The following is a 26,319-nucleotide window of genomic DNA, read 5'->3' as shown; positions in this document are numbered from 1 at the left end:
GGCGCTACTTACGGCACGTGGACCCACTGAGCCTTGCTCGGTGTCCCCTGGTCGTCCGTGACGAACAGCATGTACCAGCCGGACTCCACCAGGCTCTTCTCCTTCGGGATCGTCACCGTGACGCCGCCCGCGGACTTCTTCAGGTCCAGCGCGACGGACGTCTGGTCGATGTCCGTGACGTGCGTCGAGGCGCTCGGCCTGATCAGGCGGGCCGTCTTGATGGACGAGGCGTGCTGGGTCTTGTAGGTGCCCGACCCGCCCCGCTTGATCTCCTTCGGGCCGCCGGTGAGCGTGGGCTGCGAGCCCTGGTAGAGATACGGCGGGGTGTAGATCTCGATGCGCTGCTCGAACTCTCCGGGCTTGGTGTTGGCCTTGTCGGAGTAGAGCGAGTCGGAGCCGAAGAACATCACGCGGCCGTCGGGCAGCAGGATCGAGCCCGAGTGGTAGTTGCGCCCGACCTCCGGGTCCGCCACCCGTCGCATGTCGCCGGTCTTGGCGTCGTAGATCCGCGCCTGCTTGATGTTCGAGTCACTGCGGCCGCGGTAGTCCTCCGAGCCGCCGGATATGAGCACCGTGTCGTCGGGCAGGGTCGAGGCCTGCGGGTAACGCGTGCCCTTCTCCAGTTCGGGGCCGTCGACGAACTTCGGGTTGTCGTCCAGGAGGTCGACGATGCGGGTCTTCTTGCTGGACTTCTTGGACTCGCCGACACCGCCGCCGCCGACGACCATGTACTTCTGGTCCTGCGCGGGCGGCAGCTCGACCGTGTTGGACGTCTCCAGGAGGTTGGGGTCGCTCATCCCCGGGATCCCCTTCCAGCTGCCCTTCTTCTCCAGGTCCCAGGTGCCGGGCTTGCGGCCGACGTCATCGGGGCCGTAGCCCGCGTTCGAGCCCGAGTAGAAGAGCCTGCCGCTCTCCAGCTGGAACACGGCGGGGTAGGTGGGGAACTGGCGGACCTGCTTGGTGTAGGTCCACTTCTTCGTCTTGGGGTCGTAGACCTCGTTCTTGCCCGGGACCAGCTGGCCGATCTCGTCGAGGCCGGAGAGGCTGAGCACCTTGCCGTCCGAGAGCGTCGTCAGCGTGGGGTACCAGCGGGCCTCGTTCATCGGGTCGACCTTGATGTACTTCTCGGCGACCGGGTCGAACTCGAAGGAGTCCTTGATCCCCTGGAAGTCCTTCTTGTCCAGGGCGAGCTTCTGCGCGATGCCGTACGTGTTGCGGGTGGCGGCGCCCTTGAGGCCCTGCACGCGGTAGTTGTCCTGCGTACCCGTCTCGTACTTCGTGCCGCTCTTCTGCGCCTCCACGTACACCCGGCCGAGGCCCGGTTCGTTGCGGACGAAGGCGCCGGTCTGCTTGTCGAAGACCTTCTTGGCGCGCTCGACGACGACCGGGTCCTTGGAGACGAACGTCTTGCCGTTCTTCTTGCCGGTGAACTTCGTGCCCGCGGGCAGCGTGATCGGCTTGTCCGGGTCTTCGTTGTGCACCACCATCAGGCCGCCGGCCTTGGTGATGTCGCCCTTGAGCTTCTCGTAGCGCTGGGTGCCGCCCGCGATCAGGAGATTGCCGTTCGCGAGCTGGGTGTGGCCGGTGCAGAAGAGGTCGACGGGCGTCTTGATCTTCTTGATCGTGTTCTTGACCGGGTCCCACAGGCGGGTGTCGAACTTCTTGGCGTCGAAGTTCTTCTGGTTGTTGCCGGAGCCGGCGACCAGGAGGATCTTGCCGGTGTGCAGGAGCGCCGCGTGGATCGTGTTCTGGCGGTACTCCTCGGGGAAGTTCACGACCTGCCAGTGGCCGTTGTCGGCCTTGTACTCCGGCTTGTTGATCTTGTAGTCGTGGTACTTCTCCGAGCCCACGCGCCACAGCCACGGGCCGTTCATCCCGGCCAGCGCTATGACCACCGCCGCGCCTATCGCGATGCGTCGGGCGCGGCGGCGGCTGGAGCGGTCCTTCATTTCTTACGTCCCCCAAGGGCGATCTGCATGGTCTGGTCGTTCGCTGCCCAGCTGGGCTTCTGCTGCGGCGCGTGCGGCGCCTGCGGAGGCTGGTGTGCCTGGGGCAGCTGCGCCGTGGCGTCACGCTGCTGCGGCACCATCGGGTCCCCGCCGCCCGAGGGCGGCCCCGAAGCTCCGGGTCCGTGCTGGGATTTGCGCTTCTTCTTGTCCTGCCGCATCCCCCAGCGCCAGGCGAAGATCGGCGCGGCCGTGATCAGCAGGGCGAACGTGGCCCAGATGATCATCGCCGGGTGGACGTGGTCGAACACGAACGCGGCGGCCATCGAGCCGGCGAAGACCAGGATGAAGAACAGGTGGATGCGGAACGTGCCGAACAGGGTGTCCGGGCTAGCCGAATCGCCCTTGGGGGTCACCACGAACTTGCTCTTGCGGCGCAGCACGGCGTCGAGCAGGGAACGTGCGTAGACCGGAGCGGAGAGCGCCGACATCACCATGCCCGCGATACCGCCGGAGCCCTCGGGCTCGTGCGGCGAGACGTTGTGGCGGCGGTTCCAGATGTAGAGGCCGATCTGCAGCGCGGACGCGTTGCCGTACAGCATCAGCCAGATCGTCGGGTCGATGTTCACGCCCGATGCGCCCATGCCGAGGAACAGCGCGCAGGAGAGCGCGGCCAGGATCCAGTTCATGGCGGACATCGGGTAGAAGATGACCATCATCGTGTAGTTGAAGAGGCGGCCCGGCGGCAGCGAGAACGGCGCCTTCCAGAACTGCTTCAGGATGGTCTCGTACGTTCCGCGCGACCAGCGCAGCTGCTGGGTGAAGAAGTCCGTCCAGGCGTTGGGGCCCTCACCGACCGCGAGCACGTCCGGGGTGTAGACCGACTTCCACTTCTTGCCGGTCCGCGGGTTCGTGGCGCGGTGGATCTCGAAGCCGGTCGCCATGTCCTCGGTGATCGAGTCGTACAGACCACCGATCTGCTTCAGGGCGCTGATGCGTACGGCGTTGCTCGTACCGACGAACATGGGGGAGCCGTACGCGTTGCCCGCGCGCTGGATCAGCGCGTGGAAGAGGAACTGCTGGGACTCGGCGGCCTTGGTGATGAAGTTGTCGTAGTTGCCGTAGACCTGCGGGCCGATGACGAAGCCGACGTTCTCGTCGCGGAAGAAGCCGAGCATCCGCTCGAGGTAGTTGGGCATCGGGACGTGGTCGGTGTCGACCGATGCGAAGTAGTCGTAGTCGTCGCCGTGCGCGTCCAGCCAGGCGTTGTAGTTGCCGTGCTTGGTCTTGGCGCGGTGCGGGCCCTTGCTCATGTTCCACTTCGCTATGCCCTTGCGGGAGAAGTGGTGCACGCCGAGCCGCTGGCAGACCTCCTTGACGGCGGGGTCGTCGCCCTCGTCGAGGAGCCATACGTGCATCAGACCGCGGTGGCGGATCCTGACCGCCGCCTCCAGCGTCTTCGTCACCATCTCAAGGGGTTCCTTGCCGGGCACGAAGGAGGTGAGGAAGGCGACGCGGGTGCCGGTCTCGGGCACCACGGGTATCGGGTCACGGGCTACGAGCGTGGCGTGCGCGTTCGACAGCACGTTCATGCAGCGGAAGAACTCGATCAGGCCGATGGATATGAGCATGACGATGTCGAGCGTGGGCAGCCAGTCGTTGGCGACGTAGTCACGCTTCGTCCAGTGCGTCGGCTGCAGCAGCCAGGCCAGCAGCACGAGGGAGAGCAGCGGCGCCGCTCCCAGCATCAGCGCGGCTCTGATCCGGTGCGGCTCCTGCGAGAGCAGGGAGCGGTACTGCACCTTGTACGGCTTGGTCGGATCCGGCTGCGTCAGCGGCCCGGCGAGACGGCTGTAGTGCTCGTAGTCGTACCTCGGCAAGGCTTTCTTGATACGCCGGAACCCGCCTGTCCGGTGCGATGGCACCCGCAGCTGAGTCGTCTCTGACGGGTCGTTCGGCCGGGCGCCCGTCGGCGTCGACGTCATGAGTCATCCCCCCGCACGCGGTCGTCCGCGTGTTCGTTGGTCCTTCCGTCCGACTCGGTCCCCCGACCTTCACGGACGCATCAGTGGCAGGCCACCGTCCCCTTAGACATGGAACAGCTACCTTCCGGTTGCATGATGCCCCCCTCGGCATCCAATCGTTAACGGGACCCCCCGGTCCCCATCCCCGTCCGGGCTTCGGGCGGGCCCCCAACTGCCCCGCACCGCCTGCCTCATGTGAGCCAATGGCTCCAGCACAAGGTTCTACGCCCTTTGCCATGATCGCAAGAGCGAAACAAGGGGTTTACCGGTCATACGAGCGATTTGAGTTGCCTGTTGGGACAGGAGCGCTCAATCGCGTTCGAATATTACCGAAGTGTTCCCGTATCGCCCGCTCGGCACGGAGCACATCGCCGGACCGGACCGCGTCGAGGATCTCCCGGTGCTGGCGGCAGGTGACCTTGGGGTCCTGCGGAACGTCGACCAGATCGGTACGTACCTTGTGGAAGGCGTCCCAGAACGCCTCCAGGACCTCGCCGAGCAGTGGATTGCGCAGACAGCGGTAGAGAGTGGCGTGAAACGCTCGGTCGGTCTCGGTGCGCACGGCGCCCGGCCGGCCGCCGCTGCCGTCGTCCGCCGCCGCCGCCGTCTCGGAGTCCATCCGGTCCACGAGGGCGTCGAGTTCGGCCAGGTCCGCGGCCGGGATGCGACCGGCGAGGCGCGCGATGAGCCCCGTTTCCACGGCCTCCCTGAGCTCCAGGAGCTGGAGCAGGCTGTCCTCGCCGCGGTAGTGGCCGGCCACCGTGCGGAAGGTCAGGCCCTCGATCATGGGCGCCATCGACATGGGTCCGACATAGGTGCCGAAACCGTGCCGGATCTCCACGATGCCCATCGCCTGCAACGCCTTGAGGGCTTCTCGCACGGAGTTCCGACTGACGCCGAGGCGTTCCATCAGTTCGGGCTCGGTCGGCAGAGAGGCCCCGGAAGGCAGTCGCTGGTCGATGATGAGCTTCTTGATCCGCTCCTGAATGTCGCGCGCCATGGCGCAACGGTAGCGGTAACTCCGCCGGGGGCAGCACGACGAAAGCCCCCCGCGTGAACGGAGGGCTTTCGCTGTCTGTGCGCCGCCAGGGACTCGAACCCCGGACCCGCTGATTAAGAGTCAGCTGCTCTAACCAACTGAGCTAGCGGCGCCTGCTGACCTGGAGAACTCTACCGGATGCCGACGGGTGCTCCGCACCACCGCGGCCCGGCGCCCGGCGTCCCTGGCATTGCCCGGGGGCGGACCTCAGGCGGGTTCGGGAGCCTGAATACGGACGCCTCCATCATTCGGACCGTCAACATGCGATATCACCGGACAGTTGAGAAGCTGACGACTGTGCAGATGCGACGCAGGCATTCTTTCCTGGAGTGTGAGGGGAATCGCATGGACGTTGCTCCGGTATTCGAGGAATTCGACCCGGAGAGCGACTGCGACTGCCCCGGATGTATTCACAGGCGACGGACCATGACCCACGCACTCCCCGTACGGCAAGGCGGTCACCCGGCGGCGCACGGCGCGCGGCGCGCCCTGGTCATCGCAGCGGCGGCGGGCACCGTGCTCGGCGGCGGCCAGGCGCTTCCCGCGGTGGCGGCTCCCGGCATCCAGGGCGCTCCGGCGGACGAGGACCCGGGGGCGACAGGCCCCGCCCCCGACAGCCCGCAGGGCCACACGAGCGCACTGCACGGTGCGCCGGGCTCCCCGGGCCCCGTGGCGTCGGCGGCGCCGGCTACGACGCGGGCCGAGATCATGGCCCGCGCCAAGAAGTGGGTCGCGGCGAAGGTGCCGTACAGCATGACCTCGTACTGGTCCGACGGATACCGGCAGGACTGCTCGGGCTATGTGTCCATGGCCTGGAATCTCGGCACCAATGAATGGACGGGCAGCCTCTCCTCGTTCGCCGTACGCATTACGAAGAGCGATCTGCAGCCCGGCGACATCCTTCTCTTCCATAATCCGGCGAACCCCGAGAAGGGGTCGCACGTCACCATTTTCGGCGGCTGGGCGAACACGGCGGGCACGCAGTACGTCGCGTACGAACAGGCCCGCCCGCACGCCCGGAAGCAGACGACTCCCTATGCCTATTGGAGCAATGGGAACCGCTATCTGGCGTACCGCTACAAACGGGTGACGAGCTCTACGCCCGGCGGCAAGGGGCCGGCGACCGTGACGCGCTACCCCGGAGCGGGATCGTTCGGCCCCGGCGCCGACAACAAGTACGTCACGCAGCTCGGCAAGGCGCTGATCGGGCGGGGCGGCGCGCGCTTCTACACGACAGGGCCCGGCCCGCGCTGGGGCGAGGCCGATCGCAGGGCCACGCAGGCGTTCCAGCTGGCGCAGGGCTGGACCGGCCGTGACGCGGACGGCCTGCCGGGCCCCGCCACCTGGTCGTACCTGATGACGGGCAAGGGCCGTGACATCCCCCGCGCGGGAGCGGCCCCCCAGGCCGGGGCGCCCGCCTACCCCGGCAGGGGAGTGTTCCGCCCCGGCCGGCCGAGCCCGTCGGTGGAGAAGCTCGGCAGGCAGCTGGTGAAGAAGGGCTACGGCAAGCACTACGCACAGGGTCCTGGCCCGCTCTGGAGCGAGAGCGACCGCCGCAACGTCGAGGCGTTCCAGCGGGCGCAGGGCTGGCGGGGCGCGGCGGCGGACGGCTTCCCCGGCCCCGAGACCTGGCGGCGGTTGTTCGCATGAACCAGCTGTGCGGGGCCACGCGCTCCAGGGGTGCGGATCAGGAGAGCGGAAGTGGCCGCGGCATGGACGGGATCGAGGCACCGATGAGGTGGAGGCAAGGATGAGTGCGACAGCGGCATCACGGTCACAGGCCCCTCAGCCCGAGGAACCGCGGGCCACCGGCGCCCCGGATACGCCCGCCGCGCGACCGCCGCGTCTGATTCACAGCGAGGCCACCACCGAGATCCCCATCCATCTGCTCTTCCGTGACGATCCCGGTGACCCCGGGGTCTCGCTGTCGCCCGCCGTGGTGGGGCGGCGGCACGGAACGGGTGAGCAGCCCCGCGCCGCCCGGCGGCCCCCGGCGAGGGTGGCCCCGCGCCCGCTGCCCGAGGTGGATCCGGCGCTCGGCGAGCGGCCGGCCCGCGTGCTGCCCGGGGCGGTCGGTGTGCTCGGCGGGAGCGCCGGGGTCGCCGGGTGCGCGGCCGCGCTGTGCTGGGCGGGGGTGCTGCCGGAGCCGCTGGCGCGAGCGGCCGGGCTGCCCTGGCCCGACGGGCGCGGCGGCTACGACACGAACGCCGGGCTCGGCATCGCGCAGTGGGCCTCCCTCGCCGGGTCGGGCGCGCTCGCCCTGTTCGGGTTCGGCGGGCTCGCCCGCGGCCGGGTCGGCTCGGCGTGGGTGCTCTCCCTCTTCGGGCGCTACCGCGGCAGCGTCCGCCGCACCGGCCTGATGTGGGTCAACCCACTCCTCCTGCGCCGCCGTGTCGACGTACGCCTGCGGCACTGGCGCAGCGAGCCGATGCCCGCGGTGGACCGGGGCGGGGTCGCGCTGCGGGTCGTCGTCCTCGTGGTCTGGCGGGTCAAGGACGCGGCGCGCGCGACCCTCGGCGTCGCCGACCACCAGGAGTATCTGCGCGAGTGCGTCGAGGCGGCGACCGCCCGTGTCCTGTCCCGGCTGCCCGCCGACGCCTTCCACGACGACACCCCGACCCTGCGCGACGCGGACGCGGTGGGCGACGCGCTCACCCGGATGCTCGCGGCGGAGGCCGAACCGGTCGGCGTCGAGATCTTCTCCGCCCAGCCGACCCGCATCGAGTACGCCCCCGAGATCGCCGACACCATGCGGCTGCGCCGGGTCGCCGCCCTGGACGCACGGCATCGCGACAGCGTGCTCACCTCGGTGGTGGACTCCGTCGAGGACACGGTGACCCGGCTGACCACCCGCGGTCTCGTCGAGCTCGACGACTACGAGCGCAAGGCCTTGGTCAAGGACCTGACGGTGGCGTTCTATACGGGGCATGGAGAACGATGACCACGCCCCTGAGCAAGTAGTACCTGGCCACGCCCCTGAGCGAGCCACCGCCGATGCCCCCGGCCTCGCGGCCCTGGCCCGGGACGCCTGGCGGCTGACCGCGGACCGGCCCCGCACCCTCCTCGGGATCGCGGGGCCGCCCGGCGCCGGCAAGTCGACGTTCGCGCGTGCGCTGGTGGAGGAGATCGGCGAGGGAGCCGCGTATCTGCCGCTCGACGGTTTCCACCTCTCGAACGATCAGCTGGAGCGCCTCTCCCTGACCTCCCGCAAGGGCTCGGAGCCGAGTTTCGACGTACGGGGGTACGGAGCGCTGCTCGGCCGGGTCCTCTCCGACACCGGCCACGACATCTACGTACCCGACTACGACCGCACTCTCCACGAACCGGTGGCCGCCCGGCACCGGGTCCCGCCGCACGCCAGGCTCGTCGTCACCGAGGGGAACTATCTGGCCTGCGATCTGCCCGGCTGGCGTGCGGCGCGGGAGCTGATGGGGGAGTGCTGGTATGTGGCGGCACCAGCGGAGGTACGCCAACAGCGCCTGATCGAAAGGCAGTTGGCGGGTGGCCTGACAGTCGACGGGGCGGCGGCCTGGGTGGCGACGAACGACAGCCCGAACGGCGATCTCGTGGAGAAGTCGCGCCACCGCTGCGATCGGATCGTCTCCACGGTTGGTATGGACATGTTCAACTACCGCCCATAATCTGGGCTTGGTCTAGACCGCAGTGTTCATTGCAGTTCATCGCAACTCAACGCAAAGCCACTGCAATTCACTGCAACTCAAAGCAACTCAAAGCAACTCACTGCATCCCACTGCACCCGCAGTGCCGCAGCGCGCGCACGGCTCACGGAACCCCCACGTTTCCCCTGGAGCGGCAGCATGCGAAACAAGAAGTTGTACGCGGCCCTGCTCGGCGCCACCACGGTCGGGGCCTTCGCGCTCTCGTCCGGCGGCGCGAGCGGCCACGGATACACCGACCTGCCCGCCAGCCGCCAGATCAACTGTGCCAACGGCACGGTGAGCGGCTGCGGTTCCATCCAGTACGAACCCCAGAGCGTCGAGGGCCCCAAGGGTTTCCCGGCGTCAGGGCCGGCCGACGGCAAGATCTGCTCGGCGGGCATCGGCGGCTTCGACTCGCTCAACCAGCCGAAGGCGCCGGGCGGCGGAGCCTGGCCGACGACCAGTGTCAGCGCAGGTCAGAACTACAGCTTCCGCTGGCAGTTCACCGCACGTCACCGCACCACCGACTTCAAGTACTACATAACCAAGCAGGGTTGGGACGAGAGCAAGCCGGTCACCCGCGCCGCCCTCGACACGGCCCCGTTCCTCAACGTCCCCTACAACGGACAGCAGCCGCCCGCCACGCTCTCGCACTCCGGAACGATTCCCGGCGGCAGGAGCGGTCACCACGTGATCGTCGCGGTGTGGACGGTCCACGACACGGCGAACGCGTTCTACGCCTGCTCCGACGTCAAGTTCTGAGCAGGGCTTCAAGCGCCACGGTATTCCCCACGGGTTGGTTCCGCGCACGCCGTCCATGACCGGCACGGTGTGCGCGGACCTGCCTCCTCGGTTCCCTCCGTGACCCGAGAAGCCCTCTCTCCCTATCTGACGGCGCATCAGTTATGGTGCGCGGCCATGGAGTCCACCGGGAGCACCGTCGCGGAACTCGTGCGGGCGCGCTGGGGCGACCACCGCCCCGGGGTGCGCTTCGAGCACCAGGAGATGACGCACCACCAGGTCGCGGCGGGCGCCGCGGTGAGGGCGGCGCTCCTGGCCGACCTGCTGCCGAGAGGGGTGGAGCCGCACGTCGGCGTGCTGCTCGACAACACCCCCGAGTACCCCCTGTGGCTGAGCGCGGCGGCGCTCGCGGGCGCGGCGGTAGCGGGCATCAACCCCACGCGCAGGGGCGCGGAACTGGCCCGCGACATCGTGCACACAGACTGCCGGGTACTGATCACGGAACGGGCGCATCTCGCCCTCCTCGACGGCCTGCAACTCCCGGGCGTGCGCGTCCTGGTGACGGACACGGAGGCGTACGGGGAGCTGCTTGCCCCTTATGCGGACGCGCGCCCGGAGATCTCGCGGACGGCGACCCCGTCGAGGCGGATGCTGCTCTACTTCACCTCCGGGTCGACGGGCGCGCCCAAGGCCGCGATCTGCACCCAGGGGCGTCTCGCGGCGGCCGGGCAGTCCCTGGCCGGCCACTTCCGGCTCGGCCCGGAGGGCGTCCACTACATCTGCATGCCCATGTTCCACGGCAACGCGGTGATCGCGGACTGGGCGCCCGCGCTGGCGGCCGGGGCGGGGGTGGCGCTGCGGCGGCGCTTCTCGGCCTCGGCGTTCCTGGACGACGTACGGGCGCACGGGGTCACGTACTTCACGTACGTGGGCAGGGCTGTGCAGTACATCCTGGCCACGCCCGAACGCCCCGACGACACGGACAACCCCCTCCTGATGGGCTTCGGCACGGAGGCCGGTGCGGTGGACGCGGCACGCTTCGAGAAGCGGTTCGGGGCGAGGCTTGTCGAGGGGTACGGGTCTTCGGAGGGCGGGGCCGCGATCCAGCGAACGCCGGACACGCCGGCCGGGGCCATCGGGCGGCCGGCGCCGGGGGACGAACTGGCGGTGGTGGATCCCGGGACGCGGGAGGAGTGCCCGGTCGCTGTCTTCGCGGCGGACGGCAGGCTGCTGAACGGGGAGGCGGCGATAGGGGAGTTGGTGAACAAGGGGCGCACGCCGTTCCAGGGGTACTGGCGGAACTCCGAGGCGGATGCGGCGCGGCTTCGGGACGGCTGGTACTGGACGGGGGATCTCTTCTATAGGGACGCGGAGGGGTTCCTCTACTTCGCGGGGCGTACGGACGACCGGCTGCGGGTGGACAGCGAGAACCTGGCGGCGGCGATGATCGAGAACATCCTTGCGCGGTGGGAGGGGGCGGCCGCCGTCGCGGTGTACGCGGTTCCTGATCCTGTGGCGGGGGATCAGGTGATGGCCGCGGTCTGTCCGCGGGCCGGGGTGGAGTTCGATCCCCTCGCCTTCGCCGAGTTCCTCCTGGCCCAGCCGGACCTGGGGACGAAGATGGCGCCTCGGTTCGTGCGGGTGGTCGGGCGTATGCCGGTTACGGCCACCAACAAGGTGGCCCGCTCTGTTCTGCGGCGGGAGGGTTTCCGCTGCGGGGGGTCTGTCTGGTGGCGCCCCGGCTCCGGCCCCGGCCTCGGCTCCGGGGTGGGGGTCTACCGGCGGTTCACCTCCGCCGATGAGTCCGTGCTGCTGGGGCTGTACCGCGCCCAGGGCCGCGAGGGCCTGCTGCCGGCCTGAGCGTGTTTCCCCTGCCGGGGCCCCCACCCACCCGCCCGATTGCCCCGCATCCGCCTCGCGCCGAACAGGCCTTCCCGCCCACCCGCCCGATTGCCCCGCGTTCACCTGCGAACGAACAGATTGCCCCGCGTCCGCCCTGTGCCAGACCTGCCCTACCGTGGCCCCCATGGCCAGGGAAACTGTGTGGGTGGGGAGTCGGGCGGCCTGGAGGGGTGTCTTCTACCTTCTGGGGGGTGTGTTGCTCGGGAGTCTGGTTCTGGTCGGTGGGGTGCTTGCTCTTGTCGTCAGTGCTGGCCTCGCCCTCGTTCTCGTAGGGCTCCCCCTTCTTCCTCTCCTGGCCCTCACCGGCATCCCCATCGCCGCCATCGAACGCCGCCGGCTCCGTATCGTCGACCCCGCCCCCACCGCCCGCTCGCCCCACCGCACCCCCGAAGCCCCCGGCGTCCTCGCCTGGTTCAAGGTGCGTTTCAGGGAGCAGGCCACCTGGCGTGAGCTCGCGTACGCCGTGCTGTTCGCCCTCGTGCTGTGGCCCCTCGATCTGCTCGTGCTCGCCTGCACCGTCGGCGCCCCCGCCCTCCTCATCGCCGCGCCTGTCCAACTCGCCCTCGATGGAGGGGAGATACGCGCGGCCAAGCTGTGGATCGTCAGCGATTACCCGCACGCTTTCGCCACCGCTCTCCTCGGTCTCGTCCTGCTCGCCGCGCTGCTCCACCCCCTCGGCGCCTACGCCACCGCACGAGCCTCCCTCGTCCGCCTCCTCCTCGCGCCCCGCGAGGCCGAGCTGGCCGCCCAGCTGGCGGAAGTCACCCGTTCCAGGGCCCGTCTCGTCGACGCCTTCGAAGCCGAACGGCGGCGCATTGAAAGGGACTTGCACGACGGTGCCCAGCAGCGGCTCGTCGCGCTCACCATGACCCTGGGCCTCGCCAGGCTCGACGCCGCCCCCGGCAGCCCCCTCGCGGACCAGCTCGCCACGGCCCACGACGAGGCGGGGAACGTGCTCACGGAACTGCGTGAGCTCATCCGCGGCATCCACCCCCAGGTCCTCGTCGACTACGGCCTCGCCGCCGCCGTCGAAGACGCCGCCGACCGCTCCCCGATCCCCGTGGACACCGACCTGGCCGGTCTGCCGCGCCTCCCCGAACCCGTGGAGTCCGCCGCGTACTTCGCCACTCGGGAAGCACTCACCAACATCGCCCGCCACAGCGACGCGCCCCGTGCGCACATCCGCGCACGGCACGAGCAGGGCACTCTCCGTATAGACGTGCGCGACGAGGGGAAAGGCGGCGCGGACCCCGGCCGCGGCACCGGCCTCACCGGCCTGGCCGACCGGCTCGCGGTGCTCGATGGCACACTGACGCTCACCAGCCCACCCGGCGGCCCGACCGTACTGTCCGTGGAGATACCGTGCCGAGCCCAGCACCCGCAGGACCTCACCGCCGACTGAGGGTCGTCGTCGCCGAGGACAGCGTGCTGCTCCGTGAGGGGCTCATCGGCCTGCTCGCCCGCTTCGGTCATGAAGTGCCGGCCGCGCTCGGCGACGCGGAAGGGCTGCGCGCCGCCGTCGACGCGCACGAACCGGACCTCGTCCTGACCGACGTACGCATGCCGCCCACCTTCCAGGACGAGGGCCTGCGCGCGGCCCTCGCCCTGCGGTCCTGGCGGCCGACGCTTCCGGTCCTGGTGCTCAGCCAGTACGTGCAACGTTCGTACGCCGCCGAGCTCCTGGACACCGGCGACGGCACCGGCGTCGGATATCTGCTCAAGGACCGGGTGGGCCAGGTCGAGCAGTTCGCCGACGCGGTGACGCGGGTCGCGGACGGCGGGACGGTCGTGGACCCGGAGGTCGTACGGCAGTTGATCAGGCGCCGCCGCGACCCCCTGGAACAACTCACGCCGCGCGAGCGCGAGGTGCTCGGCCTGGTGGCCGAGGGCAGGTCGAACGCGTCGATCGCCGCCGAACTCGTCGTCAGCGAGGCGGCGGTGGGCAAACACATCGGCAACATCCTCGGCAAGCTGGATCTGCCACCCGGAGACGGAACCCACCGCCGAGTGCTCGCGGTCCTCGCGTACCTGCGCTCGTGAGCCCGGACGCACGGGGCGGCGGCCGGAAGCATGCATGATGCATCGGCCACCGTCCCATTCGATTACGATCCTGAACCATGAGCACGTCAGACCAGATACGGGCAGGCCTCACGCCGCGCCAGGCCCGGCGCATACGGATCGCCGCGGCCTCGGTGCTGATGGCCGCGGCGGCCGTAGTGCTCGCCGTACGCCTGGCGAGCCGGTCGTCCGTGCTGGTCGTGGGGGTGTACGGGCTGCTGCTCGTCCTCTGCGGCCTGGTGATCGAACTCAGCAGGCGCGGTCGGACCAGGCTCGGCAGCTATCTCCTCGCCGTCGGCCTGGTGGCCGCCCTGGTCATGGACTGGGTCGTGCTCGCCTGACCGGTGCGGAGCCGAAGGACGGTGCCTCGCACACCCCGTACCGCTGATGGCTCAGCCGCAGCCGCAGCCGCAGCCGCAGCCGCAGCCGCAGCCGCAGCCGCAGCCGCAGCCGCCGTCGCGCCCAGCGGGCACGGTGGCCGAGCAGCGTCATCGTCGACGACCGCAGCCCGTGGCAGCAACCTGCCACGGATCAAGCCGCTTCGGCGCAAGCCGGACGACGTGCTCGGTACATGACACGTGCCACCTGAGGCCCCCCTCCGGTTGTGGCCAGCACCTGCGACAACTCCCTTTCGCGCGGCTTAGGTTGACGTCATCGGGCGGCACTGGGCGCCGCACTTCGCAGCACTTCACAAGGGGACGTTCATACGATGGCGCAGTGGAGACGGCGTGTGGGAACCACCGTCGCGGTGGCGACCATATGGGGCTTCGGCGTGGTCGGCGGGGCGCAGGCCGACCAGCCCGCCGCGCAGCAGACCACCCGGGCCACGGTGGCGGCGGCGGCCGGAGTCGACTACGGCACCTGGCAGCGCGATGTGCTCGAGGTGACCGACGAGGCCCGCCCGTATCTGGAAAGGCGCATCGAAGAGGGCGCGGGCCAGAAGCAGGCGATCGTCCTCGACATCGACAACACCTCCCTGGAGACGCACTTCCATCCGTTCCCGCCGACCCCCGAGGTCGAGCCGGTGCTCGAACTGGCCCAGTACGCCAACGACCATGGTGTGGCTGTGTTCTTCGTCACCGCGCGCCCTGACCTGATCGAGTTCGTGACGAAGGCGAACCTGAAGTCCGTGGGCTACCCGGTGGCCGGCCTCTACCAGCGCTCCATCGGCGATCTCTTCGGCAGCCCGGCCGAGTTCAAGGCCGCGAAGCGGGCCCAGATCGAAGGGCTCGGCTACACGATCATCGCCAATATCGGTAACAACGGGACGGACTTCGAGGGCGGGCACGCCGAGCGTACATTCAAGTTGCCCGACTATGACGGCCAGTTGTCCTAGGCTTGAGCACCAGGATTTGTTGATCACCGCGGCCTCCCGGCGCACCATTCCTCACAGGACGGTGTGCCGGGAGGCTCGCGTGTGTTACCCGTGAGTCTGTTTACGCCGTGTCTAACCATGTGCCGCACGCGTAGCTGGCGTCCCACGATCATACAATGAGGTTTCCCGTAATTTGGAGAGTGGAGCATTGACCGGGGCGCGTTGACTATGGGAGGCCGCTTTGGTTACTGTGCAACAACTGACGTCCCGTGCGGATGTCTTGAATCCGAAATGTGCGATTCGCGCATCGGGTGTCCACGGGGGACGGGGGCATTGCCAGTGTTTCGTAGGTGTTGATGTCCGGCCAAGCATGCCGACGTGAGGAATGCCTCGTGTCGGGCGCCGGTTAATTCCGACTGTTCTTGAACTGTTTCTCTGTGACGTCGTTCATTCCGCAGAGTACTCAAAATACATTTCGAACTAGTCGTCTTCGGGCTCATGTTGGTTAAGCTTCAGGGGGAGCTGTGCCGCGTACGTCTATCAATTCTGACAATGTATCGGATTCCGGCCCGATACTCGCCGAGCTGAGATCTGGTTCATCCGGACCCTCCAGCGGCGAGGTCGAACGCATGCTGCTCGAAGCGTGCAAGCTCGTCGAATCCGCAGTCGACCGTCATCGCAGCGAAGGGCGTCTGATCGCCGCCCTCGACCCGGACGAGGGATCCGTCGGGGTCGCCACCGAGCGCGTGATCGCCTCGGCCGGACGGTCGCTCTCCGTCGTGCTCTCCGGCAAGGGCGAGGAAGAGACCCTGCAGTTGATCGGACACCTCGGCCGGGCCGCGGCGCGCGGCGTCCAGGTCGAACTCCTGGGCCGCATCGGCCTGGTGGAGGACCGTGCGCTTGCCGAGCACCTCGAGAAGTACGCCCCTGGCGTCGAGGCCCGGCTCGTCACCGCGCCGCTCCAGGAGATGGTCCTCGCCGACGGGGTGTCGGGCGTGGTGTGGTCCCGCAACGGCATCAGCGTCCGCGAGGCCGTCGTCATCCACGCCTCCGCCGTCCTGCGCAACCTGCGCACGCTCTTCAGCGTCTCCTGGTCGTCCAGCGCCGCGCTCTCGGACTACCGCGGCCTGAGCGACCGCTCCCGCAGCGCCCTCGCCCGGCGGATCCTGCTCGCCCTCAATTCCGGCCGTACCGACGAAGTCGCCGCCCGCGAACTCGGCATGTCCGTGCGCACCTATCGCAGGAACGTCGCAGAAATAACGCGTGAGCTCGGAGCCAACTCCAGGTTTCAGGCAGGTGCACGCGCCGTCGAGCTCGGCCTGCTGGCCCCCCTGACCGAAGGGTCCGCCGTCGGGCGTCGGCGGGCCGGGTAAGAACTTGTCACGCACGCCCGGAATTCCGGGTGCCCCGAGTACCCCATGGCAGCTTGCTGTAGCCGTCCTTGTGGCGCGAAGTGCGGGGAATGTAGGAATGGTTTGCCTGCACCTTGGGTGCCCTGATCCGCAATTTGCGAGGAATGACATTCCGTGAGCAGCGTGATGATCGAAGCGAGAGATATAAGCCGCAGTTTCGGCTCCATGCAGGCCCTCGACGGTGTCAGCCTCAGCATTGGGAAAGGGGAAGTCCTGTGCCTGCTCGGACATAACGGCGCGGGCAAGAGCACCTTGGTGAGCATCCTTGCCACGGCGCTGCCGCCCACCAGCGGCACGGCCCGCATCGCCGGGTTCGACGTGGTGCGCGAGGCGGCCGAGGTGCGACGGCGTATCGGCCTCACCGGCCAGTACGCCGCCGTGGACGAAGGCCTCTCGGGGCGCGAGAACCTCGTCCTTGTGGCCCGGCTGCTCGGTGCGAGCAAGAGCGAAGCACGCACCAGGGCCGACGAGTTGCTGGAAATGTTCGACCTGACCAAGGCGGCGGACAGAACCGCGCGCTCCTACTCCGGCGGAATGCGCCGCCGCCTCGACCTCGCGGGCAGCTTCGTCGGCCACCCGCAGGTGCTGTTCCTCGATGAGCCGACCACCGGGCTCGACCCCGTCAGCCGCAACGCCCTGTGGGAGCTGGTGCGTCAACTGGTGGCCGAGGGCACGACGGTGCTGCTCACCACCCAGTACCTCGAAGAGGCCGAGCAGTTGGCGGACCGGGTCGTCGTCCTCGGGCACGGCACGATCATCGCCGACGGCACGGTCGCGGAGCTCAAGGGGCAGCTGGGTGTCAGCACCGTCCGCGCCACCCTGGCCCGCGCCGGGTCCGTCCCCGTCGCGCTCGACGCCCTGCGCGCCGCGGGACTCGAGCCGGCGGCCGGTGAGCCCGACGGTCTCGTCGCCGTCCCCGTGGAGTCGTCCACCGGTCTGGCCGCGGTGGTCAGGGCCCTGGACGACGCGGGTGTGGGCATCGTCGAGATCTCCCTGGCCGAGCCGACCCTCGACGACGTCTACGTCAGCCTCGCCGAGCAGTCCCCCGTCGCTCCGGCGCACTCCTGACCTTCCCCCCTCATCACCTGGGAGCTCTTCCATGGCGGTAACCACGCCTGCGTACCACTCGATCACCGAGGCCACGATGATGCCGCGCATCATCCGGCTGGCCCCCAACCTGTACGGCGCGGCCTTCACGCTGATGAAGCTGCTGCCCGCCCACTACATCCTCCAGCACGCCGACCAGCGCGGTGAGTTGACGGACGACACGGTGATCGTGGAGACCACGTCGGGCACCTTCGGGCTGGCCCTGGCGATGGAGGCCGCTCTGATGGAGCGGGAGCTGATCCTGGTCAGCGACCCGGCCATCGACGCCAACCTGTACCGCAGACTCACCGACCTGGGCGCCCGGGTGGAGATCTGCCCGGAACCCGCGCCCGTCGGCGGCTTCCAGGAGGCCCGGCTGCGCAGGCTCGCCGAGATCCGCGCCGAACTTCCCTCCTCGTACTGCCCCGAGCAGTACACCAACCCCGACAACCCGCGTTCGTACGGAGTGGTCGCCCAGCAGCTCGCCAAGGTGCTCGGCGGCGTCGACTGCGTGGTGGGTCCTGTCGGATCGGGCGGCTCCATGTGCGGCACCGTGCGCGGCCTGCGCGAGGTCACCCCGCACACCCGCGCCATCGGCGTCGACACGCACCGCAGCGTGCTGTTCGGCCAGCCCGACGGACCGCGCTCGCTGCGCGGCCTCGGCAACAGCCTGTGGCCCGCCAACCTCGACCACACCGTCTTCGACGAGGTGCACTGGTGCTCGGCGGCCGAGGCCTACGCCTCCACCCGCGCGCTGCACGCCAGGCACGCCCTCTTCCAGGGACCCACGAGCGGCGCCGCCTACCTCGCCGCGCGGTGGTGGGCCGAGCGCAACCCCGACCGGACGTGCGTGGTCATGCTCCCCGACGAGGGCTACCGCTACCAGGCGACCGTGTACGACGACGCCTGGCTCGCCGAGCAGGGCCACACCCTGCCCGCCCTGCCCCAAGAGCCCACGCTGATCGCCGACTTCGCGGACGCGGGCGACAGCTGGACCCGGCTCGCCTGGGACCGGCGCCCCTACGACGACGTGCCGGGCGCCGTGCCCCGCTCCTCGCGGCCGCTGCCCGCACCGGCCCGGTCATGACGGCCGCCGAGGCCGGGACGGGCCGGCTCACCCGCACACTCGGGGCGCGCACGCGGCGCGTCGTCTACGGGACGCCGGGCCCCGCCGAGATCCGCGACGAACTGCACCACACCACCACCATCGACCTCGCACACGTGGTCATGCTGACCGAGTGCGGACTGCTGCCCGAGGACGCAGCCGCCGCGCTCCTGGCCGGCATCACCCGGCTGCGCGCCGACGAGTTCGCCGAGCTGTACGAGATGGACGCACCGCGCGGCCTGTATCTGATGTACGAGGGTCATCTCGTCGCCGAGCTGGGTACGGAGGTCGGCGGCAAACTGCACACCGGCCGCTCCCGCAACGACATCAAGGCGACCATCACCGCGATGCGGCTGCGCGGTGAACTCATCGACCTCCTGGGCGAGACGCAGCGCATGCAGGCCGTCCTGCTCGCCCGCGCCCGCGCCCACCGGGGCGTGCCGATGCCCGTCTACACGCACTTTCAGCCGGCCATGCCGATCAGCTACGGCTACTACCTGGCCGGCATCGCGAGCGCGCTCGACCGCGACATCACCGCCCTGCGGCAGACCCTGGAGGAGCTGGACCGCTGCCCGCTGGGCGCGGGCGCCGTCTCCGGCACCGACCTGCCCATCGACCCTGCCCGCACCGCCGCCCTGCTTGGCTTCGACGGCCCTCCGCTGCACGCGATGGACGCCGTGGCCGCCCGGGACACCGTGCTGCGCGCCCTGGGCGCCGCCGCCGGTGCGGGGCTGACCCTGAGCAGGCTCGCCACCGATCTCCAGCTGTGGAGCACGCAGGAGTTCGGGTTCATCGAGTTCCCCGAGCGGCTCGTGGGCGGCAGCTCGGCCATGCCGCAGAAGCGCAACGCGTTCCTCCTGGAGCACGTCAAGGCCAAGGCGGCCCACGCCGTCGGCGCCTGGACGGCCTGTGCGTCGGCCACGAAGTCCACCCCGTTCACCAACTCCATCGAGGTCGGCACCGAAGCGGTCTCCGGCGCCTGGTCCGCCTTGGCGGCCGTACGCGACTCCGTGCTGCTCGCCCAGGTCCTGGTGAGCGGCGCCCGGCCGGTGTCCGAGCGGATGGCACAGCGCGCGCGGGAGGGCTTCGTGACCGCCACCGTGATCGCCAACCGCCTCGTCACCCAGGGCGTTCCGTTCCGCACCGCCCACCACGTCGTGGGCGCGGCGGTGCGCGAGGCCATCGAGTCGGGCGAGAGTGAACTCACGAAGATCACCCTGCCCGACGGGATGCCCGCCGACGTGAGCGCGGAGGTCCCGTCGCTGGCCGACGTGGTCGACGCCCATGACCGCGGCGGTGGCCCGGGCACGTGCGAGGACACGGTCCACACCCTGCGCGAGCGGCTCGCCGCACACGGCGAACGCCTCGTCGCGCACCGGGACCGGCTGCGCGCCGCGGAGCTTCAACTGGACACGGCCGTCGGCGACATCGTGGCGCGCCGGGCGACGAGGGGAGAGAGACGATGAGCGCGACCGGACCGCGATGGTTCGCGTTTCTGGAGAGCAACACCACCGGTACCGGGCGCGACTTCTGCGCCGCCGCCCGCGCCCGTGGACTGCGTCCTGTGCTGCTGACCCGGGACCCGGGCCGGTATCCGTACGTCGCCGAGGACGGCGTGGAGACCGTGGTGCTCGACTCGTCGGACGCCGACGCCGTGTACGAGCGATGTGCCGCGCTCGCCGACGGCTCCGGCCTCGCGGGCATCGCCTCCAGCTCCGAGTACTTCGTGGCGACCGCCGCGCGGACCGCCGCCAAGCTGGGGCTGCCCGCACCCGACGGTGACGCCGTCGCCGCCTGCCGGGCCAAGGACGTCCAGCGCGCGGCGCTCGCCGCGGCAGGCGTTCCCGTGCCCCGCTTCGAAGCGGTCGGCGAGGTGGACGCGGCCGTCGCGGCCGCCGCCGGCATCGGCCACCCCGTGGTGCTCAAGCCGGTCAGCGGCTCCGGCTCGGTCGGCGTGAAGCTGTGCCGGGACCCGGCGGAGACCGAGGCCTGGGCCCGCGAGCTGCTCGGCCGGGCGACGGACGAGCGCGGCACTCCGGTGCCCTCGCGGATCCTGGTCGAGGCAGCCGTGGTCGGGCCGGAGTTCTCCGTCGAGACGTTCGACGACACCGTTGTCACCGTCGTCGGCAAACACACCGGACCCGAGCCGTACTTCGTGGAGACCGGGCACGACGTGCCCGCGCCGGTGGCTCCCGCCACCGTCGCCGCGCTCGGTGACACGGCCCGTGCGGCGCTCGCGGCCCTCGGCCTCGGCTGGGGCGCGGCCCACACCGAACTGCGGATGTCCGCCCAGGGTCCCGTGGTCATCGAGGTCAACCCGCGCCTCGCGGGGGGCATGATCCCCGTCGCGGTGCGGGCCGCCACCGGCCGTGACCTCGTGGACGAGGTGATCGCCAAGGCGGCGGGCCAGGACGCGCAGCCCGCCGCTCCCGGCGCGTCCCACGCGGCGATCCGCTTCCTCCTCGCGCAGGACGACGGCCGGGAGGGACGCATCGCCGCCGTCGAGGGAGTCGCTGCGGCGGCCCAGGCACCCGGTGTCGTGACGGCCGCCACGACGGGCACCGCCACGGTCGGCAGGACGCTGCGCATCACGCACTCGTTCCAGGACCGCCTGGGCTGCGTGGTGGCCACCGGGGCGAGCGGCGACGAGGCACAGCGGCACGCGCTGGACGCCGCTGGGCTGATCAGGATCGAGCTTGAGAACCAGACGCACGAAGCATCGGAAAGCGAAGGGGTCGGGGGACGATGACAGACAGGACAGGACAGCAGGCCTTCACCAGAATTCCCCGGTGGACCTGGCCCACCGCCCGCGAAGAGGGCACCGGGCTGCACCGGACACCACTGCCCGACGAACTGCTGCGGGACCTGGACCGGACCGCCGCCGAACTGGGCGCGACCCGGCGGGAACTGCTCCTCGCCGCGCACGCCAGGGTCCTGGCGAGCGTGTCGGCCGAGCGGGGCCTGCTCATCGGGCACGTCGCCGAAGCGGGCCGCCCGGCCACGCCGCTGCGCCTGGCCGTCGACGACTCCAGCTGGGCGGAGCTCGTGACGCACGCGGCCGGGGCCCTGTCCGACACGCACACCGCCGAGGCGACGCCCGAGGCCGTGATCGACCTGTCCGGCCTCGAAGCGGGCGCCGCGATGAGCAAAGCCGCAGGCGATCCCGCAGGTGCGGATGTGAGCAAAGCCGTAAGCAAAACCCCAGGTGAGGTACTGCGCGTCAGCTTCACCCAGGACAGCGGAGGCGGCCTCGTCCTCGGTGTCGCCTACGACCGCGCCGAGTTGAACGAGGAGTACGCGCACCGTCTGGCCGGCTACCACCTGGCCGCGCTCCAGCACCTCGTGGCGGGCCCCGCCCAGCTGCACCACCGGCAGAAGCTGCTCTCCGCCCCCGAGGTCGAGACCCAGCTGCACGGACTTGCCGGCCCGCGGGTCGAACTGGGGGAGCGCACCTTCGTCGACCTGTTCGAAGAGCGGGTGCGCAGTGCTCCGGACGCCGTCGCCGCCGTGCACGCAAGCGCCCGCCTGACGTACCGCGAGCTGGACGAGCGCGCCAACCGTGTCGCCCACGCGCTCCTCACCGCGGGTGCCGGCACCGAGGACGTGGTCGCCGTCGCCATGGACCGCACCCTCGACTGGATCGCCGCAGCCCTCGGCGTCCTCAAGGCGGGCGGCGTCTATCTGCCGGTGCGCCCCGACTTCCCCGCCGACCGCGTCGCGGCCCAACTGGAGCGCAGTGCCTGCGGGTTCGCGCTCACCGAGCCCGGCAGCGCGGGCCTGATGCGGGACGCGGCGGCCGCCGTACCCGCGCCGCCCGTCCTGCTCTCCGTGCCCGAGATCCAGGCGTCCGGCGTCTCCACCGGGGCGCCCGGGGTGTCCGTGGCCCCGGGGCAGGCCGCGTACATCTACTTCACCTCCGGCTCCACCGGCGCCCCCAAGGGCGCCCTGTGCGAGCACGTCGGCATGCTCAACCACCTCTACATGAAGATCGACGACATGGAGATCGCGGAGGGACCCGGCGAAGTCGTCACCCAGACCGCGTCACAGTGCTTCGACATCTCCTTGTGGCAGTTCGCGGCCCCGCTGCTCACCGGCGGCAGCGTACGCATCGTGGACACCGCGCTGCTGCTCGACGTCAGCGGCTTCCTGGACGAGATCGTCGAGGGCGCGGTCACCGTCGCGCAGATCGTCCCCTCGTACCTGGAGGTGCTCCTCACGCACCTGGAACAGCATCCGCGGCCGCTCGGCGCCCTGCACACCCTGTCGGTGACCGGCGAGGCGCTCAAGTACGACCTGGTGCAGCGCTGGTTCGCCGCCTTCCCCGACATCAAGCTGGTCAACGCCTACGGCGCGACCGAGGTGTCCGACGACACCATGCACGAGGTCCTGGACGGCGTGCCCGAGCGCGACTTCGTGACCGTCGGCAGGTCGCTGCGGAACGTCAACACCTACATCCTCGACGAGAACCTGGGGCTCGCGCCGCTGGGCTCCCCGGGCGAGATCGCCTTCTCCGGGGTCGCCGTGGGCCGCGGCTACATCAACGACGAGGAGCGCACCCGGCAGGCGTTCGTACCCGACCCGTTCCGGGACGACACCCGGATGTACCGCACGGGCGACTTCGGGCGCTGGCTGCCCGAGGGCCGCATCGAGTACCTCGGCCGCAGGGACGAGCAGGTCAAGATCCGCGGCTTCCGCATCGAGATCGGCGAGATCGAGAACAAGCTGCTCACCCTGGAGGGCATCCGCGAGGCGGCCGTCGTCATCGACGGCGGACCCGGCGAACTGCGCAACCTCGTCGCGTTCTTCGCCAGCAACGAGGAGCTGCCCGCCGAGCGGGCCAGGGACTTCCTCGCCGGACTGCTGCCCGACTACATGGTGCCCACCTACTTCCACCAGCTGGAGCGGCTGCCCCTCACCGAGAACGGCAAGGTCGACAAGAAGGCCCTGATCCGCCTCGCGGGCACCCTGGGCCACGGCGGCGCGACGTACGCCGCACCGAACACGCCGGGCGAACGGCGACTGGCGATGCTGTGGGCCGAGGTCCTCGGCGCACCCCTGGAACGCATCGGCAGGGCCGACAACTTCTTCGAGCTCGGCGGCACATCCCTCGCCGCGGTGCGGCTCCTGGTCAACATGGACCGGGCGCTCTCCCTCAAGGACCTGGTGGCACACCCGGTCCTCTCCGACCTCGCGGCGGTACTCGCCGAACGCGAGAACGCGGGCGGCGCCGCCGCCGGCACCACCGGCCTGCTGCAGTCGCTCTCCGGCGTCCGCAACCCGCACCACACACTGGTCTGCTTCCCGTACGCGGGCGGCAACGCCGTCAACTTCCGCTCGCTCGCAGCGGCGTTGGAGCGGGACGGCATCGCCGTCCTCGGCGTCGAGCTGCCGGGCCACGACCTGGCGGGCGACGACGAGCCGCTCGCGGGCATCGACGAGATCGCGGACCGGGTCGCGGACGAGATCGGCGAGCGCGTGAACACGCCGGTCCTGCTGTGGGGCCACTGCGCGGGCGCCGTCACCGCCCTGGAGACGGCGCGACGCCTTCAGGACAGGGGCCGGCCCGCCGAGCGGGTCTTCATCGGCGCCCTGCTCCTCGAGGACGCCGAGGCATTGCGCGCCGAGACGGCCGAGGTGGAGACGGCCGACAACCGGGCCCTGCTGTCCCGGCTGCGCGCCGACAACGCCTACGTGGAGCTGGACGAGCTGCGGCCCGAGCGCGCCGACGTGGTGGGCCGCGCATACCGGCACGACGTGCTCACCACGAACAACCGGCTGATCCGCATCCGCGAGGACATCGAGCCGTACGGCATCGGCGCCCCGGTGGAGGTCGTCCTCGCGCAGGACGACCCGTCGACGGCGGGATTCGCCGACACCTACGGCGACTGGAAGGTGGTGTCCGACCTGGTCACGCTGCACGTTCTCGCCGAGGGCGGCCACTATTTCGTGAGCACCCGCGCGCAGGAGACCGCCGCGCTGATACGAGGAGGAACGGCGTGAGGACGATCGGCACGCTCGCACCCGGCGCAGGTTACCGCCGCGTCGGGGCGACCGGGGTCAGTGCGGCCTTCGGGACCTTCGGGGAACTGCTCCAGGGCGTACTGCCCGAGGAGGACGGGGACTTCCTCGTCACCCTGCCCGTCGCCCGCTGGGCCATGGCCAGGTTCGAACTGGACCCGGACTCCGACACCCTGGAGGTCTGGCCGCCGCACAAGAAGAAGGCCAAGCGACTCACGGCCATGATCATGGAGGATGTGGCGCGGCCCGCCGGCGGAGTGCTGCGCATCGACAGCATGATCCCCGAGGGCAAGGGGCTCGCCAGCTCGTCCGCGGACCTGGTGGCCACCGCGCGGGCGGTGGGCAACGCCCTGGACGAGGAGATGCCGCCGCGCCGTATCGAGTCCTACCTCGCCAGGATCGAGCCCACCGACGGGGTGCTCTACCCGTCCGTCGTCGCCTTCCACCACCGCAGCGTGCGGCTGCGCGCCCAGCTCGGGTCGCTGCCCTCGATGGCCGTCGTGAGCATCGACGAGGGCGGAGCGGTGGACACCGTCGACTTCAACAGCATCCCCAAGCCGTTCACCACGGCCGACCGGCGGGAGTACGCACGCCTCCTCGACCGCGTCTCGGGCGCCGTGGCCCGCCGTGACCTGGCCGAGGTCGGCGCGGTCGCGACCGCGAGCGCGCGGATGAACCAAGTCCTGCGCCACAAACGGTCATTGGAGCCGATGATCGACATCTGCCGTGAGGTGGGGGGTCTCGGCGTGGTCGTCGGGCACAGCGGCACGACGCTCGGCGTCCTCCTGGACACCGCGGCGCCGGACTGCCACAACCAGCTGGCCGCGGCGGCGCAGGCGTGCCAGGAACTGGCGGGCAACGTCACGGTGTACCGCACGCTGAGCTTCGACTGACGGAGCACAACGCACGGCAGAGGGGCCGCGTCCGGACTTCCGGACGCGGCCCCTCTTCGTGGGCACGTGGGCACGTGGGCACGTGGGCACGTGGGCACGTGGGCCCGTGGGTACGGTCAGGGGCGGAAGGGTTCGCCGAGGCCCACCAGGATCTCGCGCTCGCCCTGGTAGGGCTCGCGGCTGTGGGCCATGCGGATGTTGTCCACCACCATCAGGTCGCCGCGCTGCCACGGCTCGCGGACGGTGTGCTGCTCGTACACCTCGTTGATGAGATCGACGGTCTCCCGGTCCAGCGGGGTGCCGTCGGCGTGGAAGGTGTTGAACGGCAGCCCCTCCGGGCCGAATTCCTGCGTGAGGAACTCGCGGACATCGGGGGCCATCGTCCACTCGTTGAGGAAGGCGATCTGGTTGAACCAGCAGTCCTCGCCGGTGCCGGGGTGGGTGACGACGGCGGGCCGCAGCTGCCGGGTGTGCAGGCCGCCGTCCGCGTCCCACCGCACGTCGATGGCGTGGCGCGCGGCGTACTCGTCCACAGCCTTCGGGTCGTCGGTGCCGAACGCCTCCTGCCAGGCCAGGCCCACCAGCGGATTGAAGTGCCGGGTGAGGAGCCAGCCATCGCGCCGGAAGGGCTCGGTCAGCTCGGCCGGCAGCCCGCGCAGGACCGCCCGGGTGCCGGCGAGCGCCGTCACGCCGCCCCGCGTCGGCGGGGTGAGGCAGGCGAAGGCCATCAGGCTCGGGGCCTGCGCGGCGTAACTGAGCTCGTTGTGCATGCACATGGGCTGGTCGGCGGGCCAGTGCGACGAGGAGTGCACGCCGTCGCCGTACCGGTCGCGGGGGGCGAAGCCCTCGCGCTCGGTGACGGCCTCTCCGATGACCTGGCGCAGCGCGGCACCCGCGGCGGCGCGGCCGTCGAGGCCCAGACCGCGGACGAGGACGGCGCCGTGCCCGGCGACCGCTGCGCGGATCTGGTCCAGATGGCCGGCCAGCCACTGCGCGGCGTCGGCGGGTGGGATCGGCCCGGCGTCGAGACGGGCGAGTGAGGTGGTCACGGGCGAGGTCATGGCGAGTCTCCAACTCTGCGGCAGGGAACGGGAAAGCGCCCGCGCCGGGGGAGGGCGCGG

21 protein-coding genes and 1 tRNA gene are annotated in these 26,319 nt (G+C 70.4%); 16 read left to right on the top strand and 6 right to left on the bottom strand.

Annotation, left to right across the window (positions count from 1 at the left end):
- Positions 1-8: 8 nt before the first annotated feature.
- From ABXJ52_RS13740 to ABXJ52_RS13725, 4 genes are all read right to left on the bottom strand, one after another.
- Positions 9-1,949 (bottom strand): kelch motif-containing protein, encoded by a 1,941-nt coding sequence (locus ABXJ52_RS13740; protein WP_367042257.1) that lies wholly within the window; start codon positions 1,947-1,949, stop codon positions 9-11.
- Positions 1,946-3,931: a glycosyltransferase family 2 protein gene (locus ABXJ52_RS13735; RefSeq protein ID WP_367042255.1), complete on the bottom strand. Its 1,986-nt coding sequence runs from the start codon at positions 3,929-3,931 to the stop codon at positions 1,946-1,948. Before ABXJ52_RS13735 ends, ABXJ52_RS13740 begins: the two co-directional genes overlap by 4 nt.
- 301 nt (positions 3,932-4,232) lie before the next feature.
- Complete coding sequence (locus ABXJ52_RS13730; protein WP_367042253.1) at positions 4,233-4,970, bottom strand: FadR/GntR family transcriptional regulator; 738 nt, start codon at positions 4,968-4,970, stop codon at positions 4,233-4,235.
- A 78-nt stretch (positions 4,971-5,048) separates the two neighbouring features.
- A tRNA-Lys gene (locus tag ABXJ52_RS13725) sits at positions 5,049-5,122 on the bottom strand.
- Between the two features lie 232 nt (positions 5,123-5,354).
- On the opposite strand from ABXJ52_RS13725, the gene ABXJ52_RS13720 reads away from it, so the two are divergent.
- The 8 genes from ABXJ52_RS13720 (at position 5,355) to ABXJ52_RS13685 (ending at position 13,710) form a co-directional block, all read left to right on the top strand.
- The gene (locus ABXJ52_RS13720) at positions 5,355-6,659 is read left to right on the top strand and encodes a peptidoglycan-binding protein (RefSeq protein WP_367042252.1); all 1,305 of its coding nucleotides are present in this window, start codon (positions 5,355-5,357) and stop codon (positions 6,657-6,659) included.
- Positions 6,660-6,759: 100 nt separating this feature from the next.
- Positions 6,760-7,950, top strand: a complete 1,191-nt coding sequence (locus ABXJ52_RS13715; protein ID WP_367042250.1) for an SPFH domain-containing protein — start codon at positions 6,760-6,762, stop codon at positions 7,948-7,950.
- Positions 7,937-8,650, top strand: coding sequence for a nucleoside/nucleotide kinase family protein (locus ABXJ52_RS13710; RefSeq protein ID WP_367042248.1), 714 nt, complete (start codon positions 7,937-7,939; stop codon positions 8,648-8,650). The genes ABXJ52_RS13715 and ABXJ52_RS13710 overlap by 14 nt, the downstream gene beginning before the upstream one ends.
- 177 nt (positions 8,651-8,827) lie before the next feature.
- Positions 8,828-9,430 carry a lytic polysaccharide monooxygenase gene (locus ABXJ52_RS13705; protein ID WP_367042247.1) on the top strand — a complete coding sequence of 201 codons (603 nt, stop codon included), beginning with the start codon at positions 8,828-8,830 and terminating at the stop codon, positions 9,428-9,430.
- A 156-nt stretch (positions 9,431-9,586) separates the two neighbouring features.
- Entirely contained in the window at positions 9,587-11,269 is a 1,683-nt protein-coding gene (locus ABXJ52_RS13700) for an AMP-binding protein (RefSeq protein WP_367042246.1), read from the top strand.
- 166 nt (positions 11,270-11,435) lie between these two features.
- Entirely contained in the window at positions 11,436-12,713 is a 1,278-nt protein-coding gene (locus ABXJ52_RS13695) for a sensor domain-containing protein (protein ID WP_367042245.1), read from the top strand.
- Positions 12,674-13,351, top strand: a complete 678-nt coding sequence (locus tag ABXJ52_RS13690) for a response regulator transcription factor (protein WP_367042244.1) — start codon at positions 12,674-12,676, stop codon at positions 13,349-13,351. The genes ABXJ52_RS13695 and ABXJ52_RS13690 overlap by 40 nt, the downstream gene beginning before the upstream one ends.
- Before the next feature lie 77 nt (positions 13,352-13,428).
- Positions 13,429-13,710 carry a hypothetical protein gene (locus ABXJ52_RS13685; protein ID WP_160505209.1) on the top strand — a complete coding sequence of 94 codons (282 nt, stop codon included), beginning with the start codon at positions 13,429-13,431 and terminating at the stop codon, positions 13,708-13,710.
- Here the strand turns inward: ABXJ52_RS13685 and ABXJ52_RS13680 are convergent.
- Positions 13,685-13,897 carry a hypothetical protein gene (locus tag ABXJ52_RS13680; RefSeq protein ID WP_367042243.1) on the bottom strand — a complete coding sequence of 71 codons (213 nt, stop codon included), beginning with the start codon at positions 13,895-13,897 and terminating at the stop codon, positions 13,685-13,687. The genes ABXJ52_RS13685 and ABXJ52_RS13680 overlap by 26 nt on opposite strands.
- A 202-nt stretch (positions 13,898-14,099) precedes the next feature.
- On the opposite strand from ABXJ52_RS13680, the gene ABXJ52_RS13675 reads away from it, so the two are divergent.
- The 8 genes from ABXJ52_RS13675 (at position 14,100) to ABXJ52_RS13640 (ending at position 25,198) form a co-directional block, all read left to right on the top strand.
- Positions 14,100-14,705, top strand: a complete 606-nt coding sequence (locus ABXJ52_RS13675; protein WP_367042242.1) for an HAD family acid phosphatase — start codon at positions 14,100-14,102, stop codon at positions 14,703-14,705.
- A 608-nt stretch (positions 14,706-15,313) separates the two neighbouring features.
- Complete coding sequence (locus ABXJ52_RS13670) at positions 15,314-16,057, top strand: TrmB family transcriptional regulator sugar-binding domain-containing protein (protein ID WP_367042241.1); 744 nt, start codon at positions 15,314-15,316, stop codon at positions 16,055-16,057.
- A 153-nt stretch (positions 16,058-16,210) separates the two neighbouring features.
- Positions 16,211-17,164: an ATP-binding cassette domain-containing protein gene (locus ABXJ52_RS13665; RefSeq protein ID WP_367042240.1), complete on the top strand. Its 954-nt coding sequence runs from the start codon at positions 16,211-16,213 to the stop codon at positions 17,162-17,164.
- Positions 17,165-17,195: 31 nt separating this feature from the next.
- The gene (locus ABXJ52_RS13660) at positions 17,196-18,269 is read left to right on the top strand and encodes a cysteine synthase family protein (protein WP_367042239.1); all 1,074 of its coding nucleotides are present in this window, start codon (positions 17,196-17,198) and stop codon (positions 18,267-18,269) included.
- Positions 18,266-19,753, top strand: a complete 1,488-nt coding sequence (gene argH / locus ABXJ52_RS13655; protein ID WP_367042238.1) for an argininosuccinate lyase — start codon at positions 18,266-18,268, stop codon at positions 19,751-19,753. The genes ABXJ52_RS13660 and argH overlap by 4 nt, the downstream gene beginning before the upstream one ends.
- On the top strand, positions 19,750-21,036 hold the full coding sequence (locus ABXJ52_RS13650) for an ATP-grasp domain-containing protein (protein ID WP_367042237.1): 1,287 nt from the start codon (positions 19,750-19,752) through the stop codon (positions 21,034-21,036). Before argH ends, ABXJ52_RS13650 begins: the two co-directional genes overlap by 4 nt.
- On the top strand, positions 21,033-24,287 hold the full coding sequence (locus ABXJ52_RS13645; protein ID WP_367042236.1) for an amino acid adenylation domain-containing protein: 3,255 nt from the start codon (positions 21,033-21,035) through the stop codon (positions 24,285-24,287). Before ABXJ52_RS13650 ends, ABXJ52_RS13645 begins: the two co-directional genes overlap by 4 nt.
- Complete coding sequence (locus tag ABXJ52_RS13640; RefSeq protein WP_367042234.1) at positions 24,284-25,198, top strand: kinase; 915 nt, start codon at positions 24,284-24,286, stop codon at positions 25,196-25,198. Before ABXJ52_RS13645 ends, ABXJ52_RS13640 begins: the two co-directional genes overlap by 4 nt.
- A 116-nt stretch (positions 25,199-25,314) precedes the next feature.
- Here the strand turns inward: ABXJ52_RS13640 and ABXJ52_RS13635 are convergent, their stop codons facing one another.
- The gene (locus tag ABXJ52_RS13635; protein WP_367042232.1) at positions 25,315-26,259 is read right to left on the bottom strand and encodes a TauD/TfdA family dioxygenase; all 945 of its coding nucleotides are present in this window, start codon (positions 26,257-26,259) and stop codon (positions 25,315-25,317) included.
- Positions 26,260-26,319: the final 60 nt, after the last annotated feature.

Source organism: Streptomyces sp. Je 1-332, from assembly GCF_040730185.1.
GTDB lineage: Bacteria > Actinomycetota > Actinomycetes > Streptomycetales > Streptomycetaceae > Streptomyces.
Note: the sequence above shows the minus strand (reverse complement) of the source record. Positions and strands in the feature narration are given on the sequence as shown.

Bases quoted from the DNA above. Each gene is read 5' to 3' on its own strand.
- argH (WP_367042238.1), top strand. From the start codon at position 18,266: ATGACGGCCGCCGAGGCCGGGACGGGCCGGCTCACCCGCACACTCGGG.
- ABXJ52_RS13735 (WP_367042255.1), bottom strand. From the start codon at position 3,931: ATGACGTCGACGCCGACGGGCGCCCGGCCGAACGACCCGTCAGAGACG.
- ABXJ52_RS13670 (WP_367042241.1), top strand. From the start codon at position 15,314: ATGCTGCTCGAAGCGTGCAAGCTCGTCGAATCCGCAGTCGACCGTCAT.
- ABXJ52_RS13705 (WP_367042247.1), top strand. From the start codon at position 8,828: ATGCGAAACAAGAAGTTGTACGCGGCCCTGCTCGGCGCCACCACGGTC.
- ABXJ52_RS13695 (WP_367042245.1), top strand. From the start codon at position 11,436: ATGGCCAGGGAAACTGTGTGGGTGGGGAGTCGGGCGGCCTGGAGGGGT.
- ABXJ52_RS13720 (WP_367042252.1), top strand. From the start codon at position 5,355: ATGGACGTTGCTCCGGTATTCGAGGAATTCGACCCGGAGAGCGACTGC.
- ABXJ52_RS13650 (WP_367042237.1), top strand. From the start codon at position 19,750: ATGAGCGCGACCGGACCGCGATGGTTCGCGTTTCTGGAGAGCAACACC.
- ABXJ52_RS13685 (WP_160505209.1), top strand. From the start codon at position 13,429: ATGAGCACGTCAGACCAGATACGGGCAGGCCTCACGCCGCGCCAGGCC.
- ABXJ52_RS13740 (WP_367042257.1), bottom strand. From the start codon at position 1,949: ATGAAGGACCGCTCCAGCCGCCGCCGCGCCCGACGCATCGCGATAGGC.
- ABXJ52_RS13660 (WP_367042239.1), top strand. From the start codon at position 17,196: ATGGCGGTAACCACGCCTGCGTACCACTCGATCACCGAGGCCACGATG.
- ABXJ52_RS13715 (WP_367042250.1), top strand. From the start codon at position 6,760: ATGAGTGCGACAGCGGCATCACGGTCACAGGCCCCTCAGCCCGAGGAA.
- ABXJ52_RS13730 (WP_367042253.1), bottom strand. From the start codon at position 4,970: ATGGCGCGCGACATTCAGGAGCGGATCAAGAAGCTCATCATCGACCAG.
- ABXJ52_RS13700 (WP_367042246.1), top strand. From the start codon at position 9,587: ATGGAGTCCACCGGGAGCACCGTCGCGGAACTCGTGCGGGCGCGCTGG.
- ABXJ52_RS13645 (WP_367042236.1), top strand. From the start codon at position 21,033: ATGACAGACAGGACAGGACAGCAGGCCTTCACCAGAATTCCCCGGTGG.
- ABXJ52_RS13635 (WP_367042232.1), bottom strand. From the start codon at position 26,259: ATGACCTCGCCCGTGACCACCTCACTCGCCCGTCTCGACGCCGGGCCG.
- ABXJ52_RS13710 (WP_367042248.1), top strand. From the start codon at position 7,937: ATGGAGAACGATGACCACGCCCCTGAGCAAGTAGTACCTGGCCACGCC.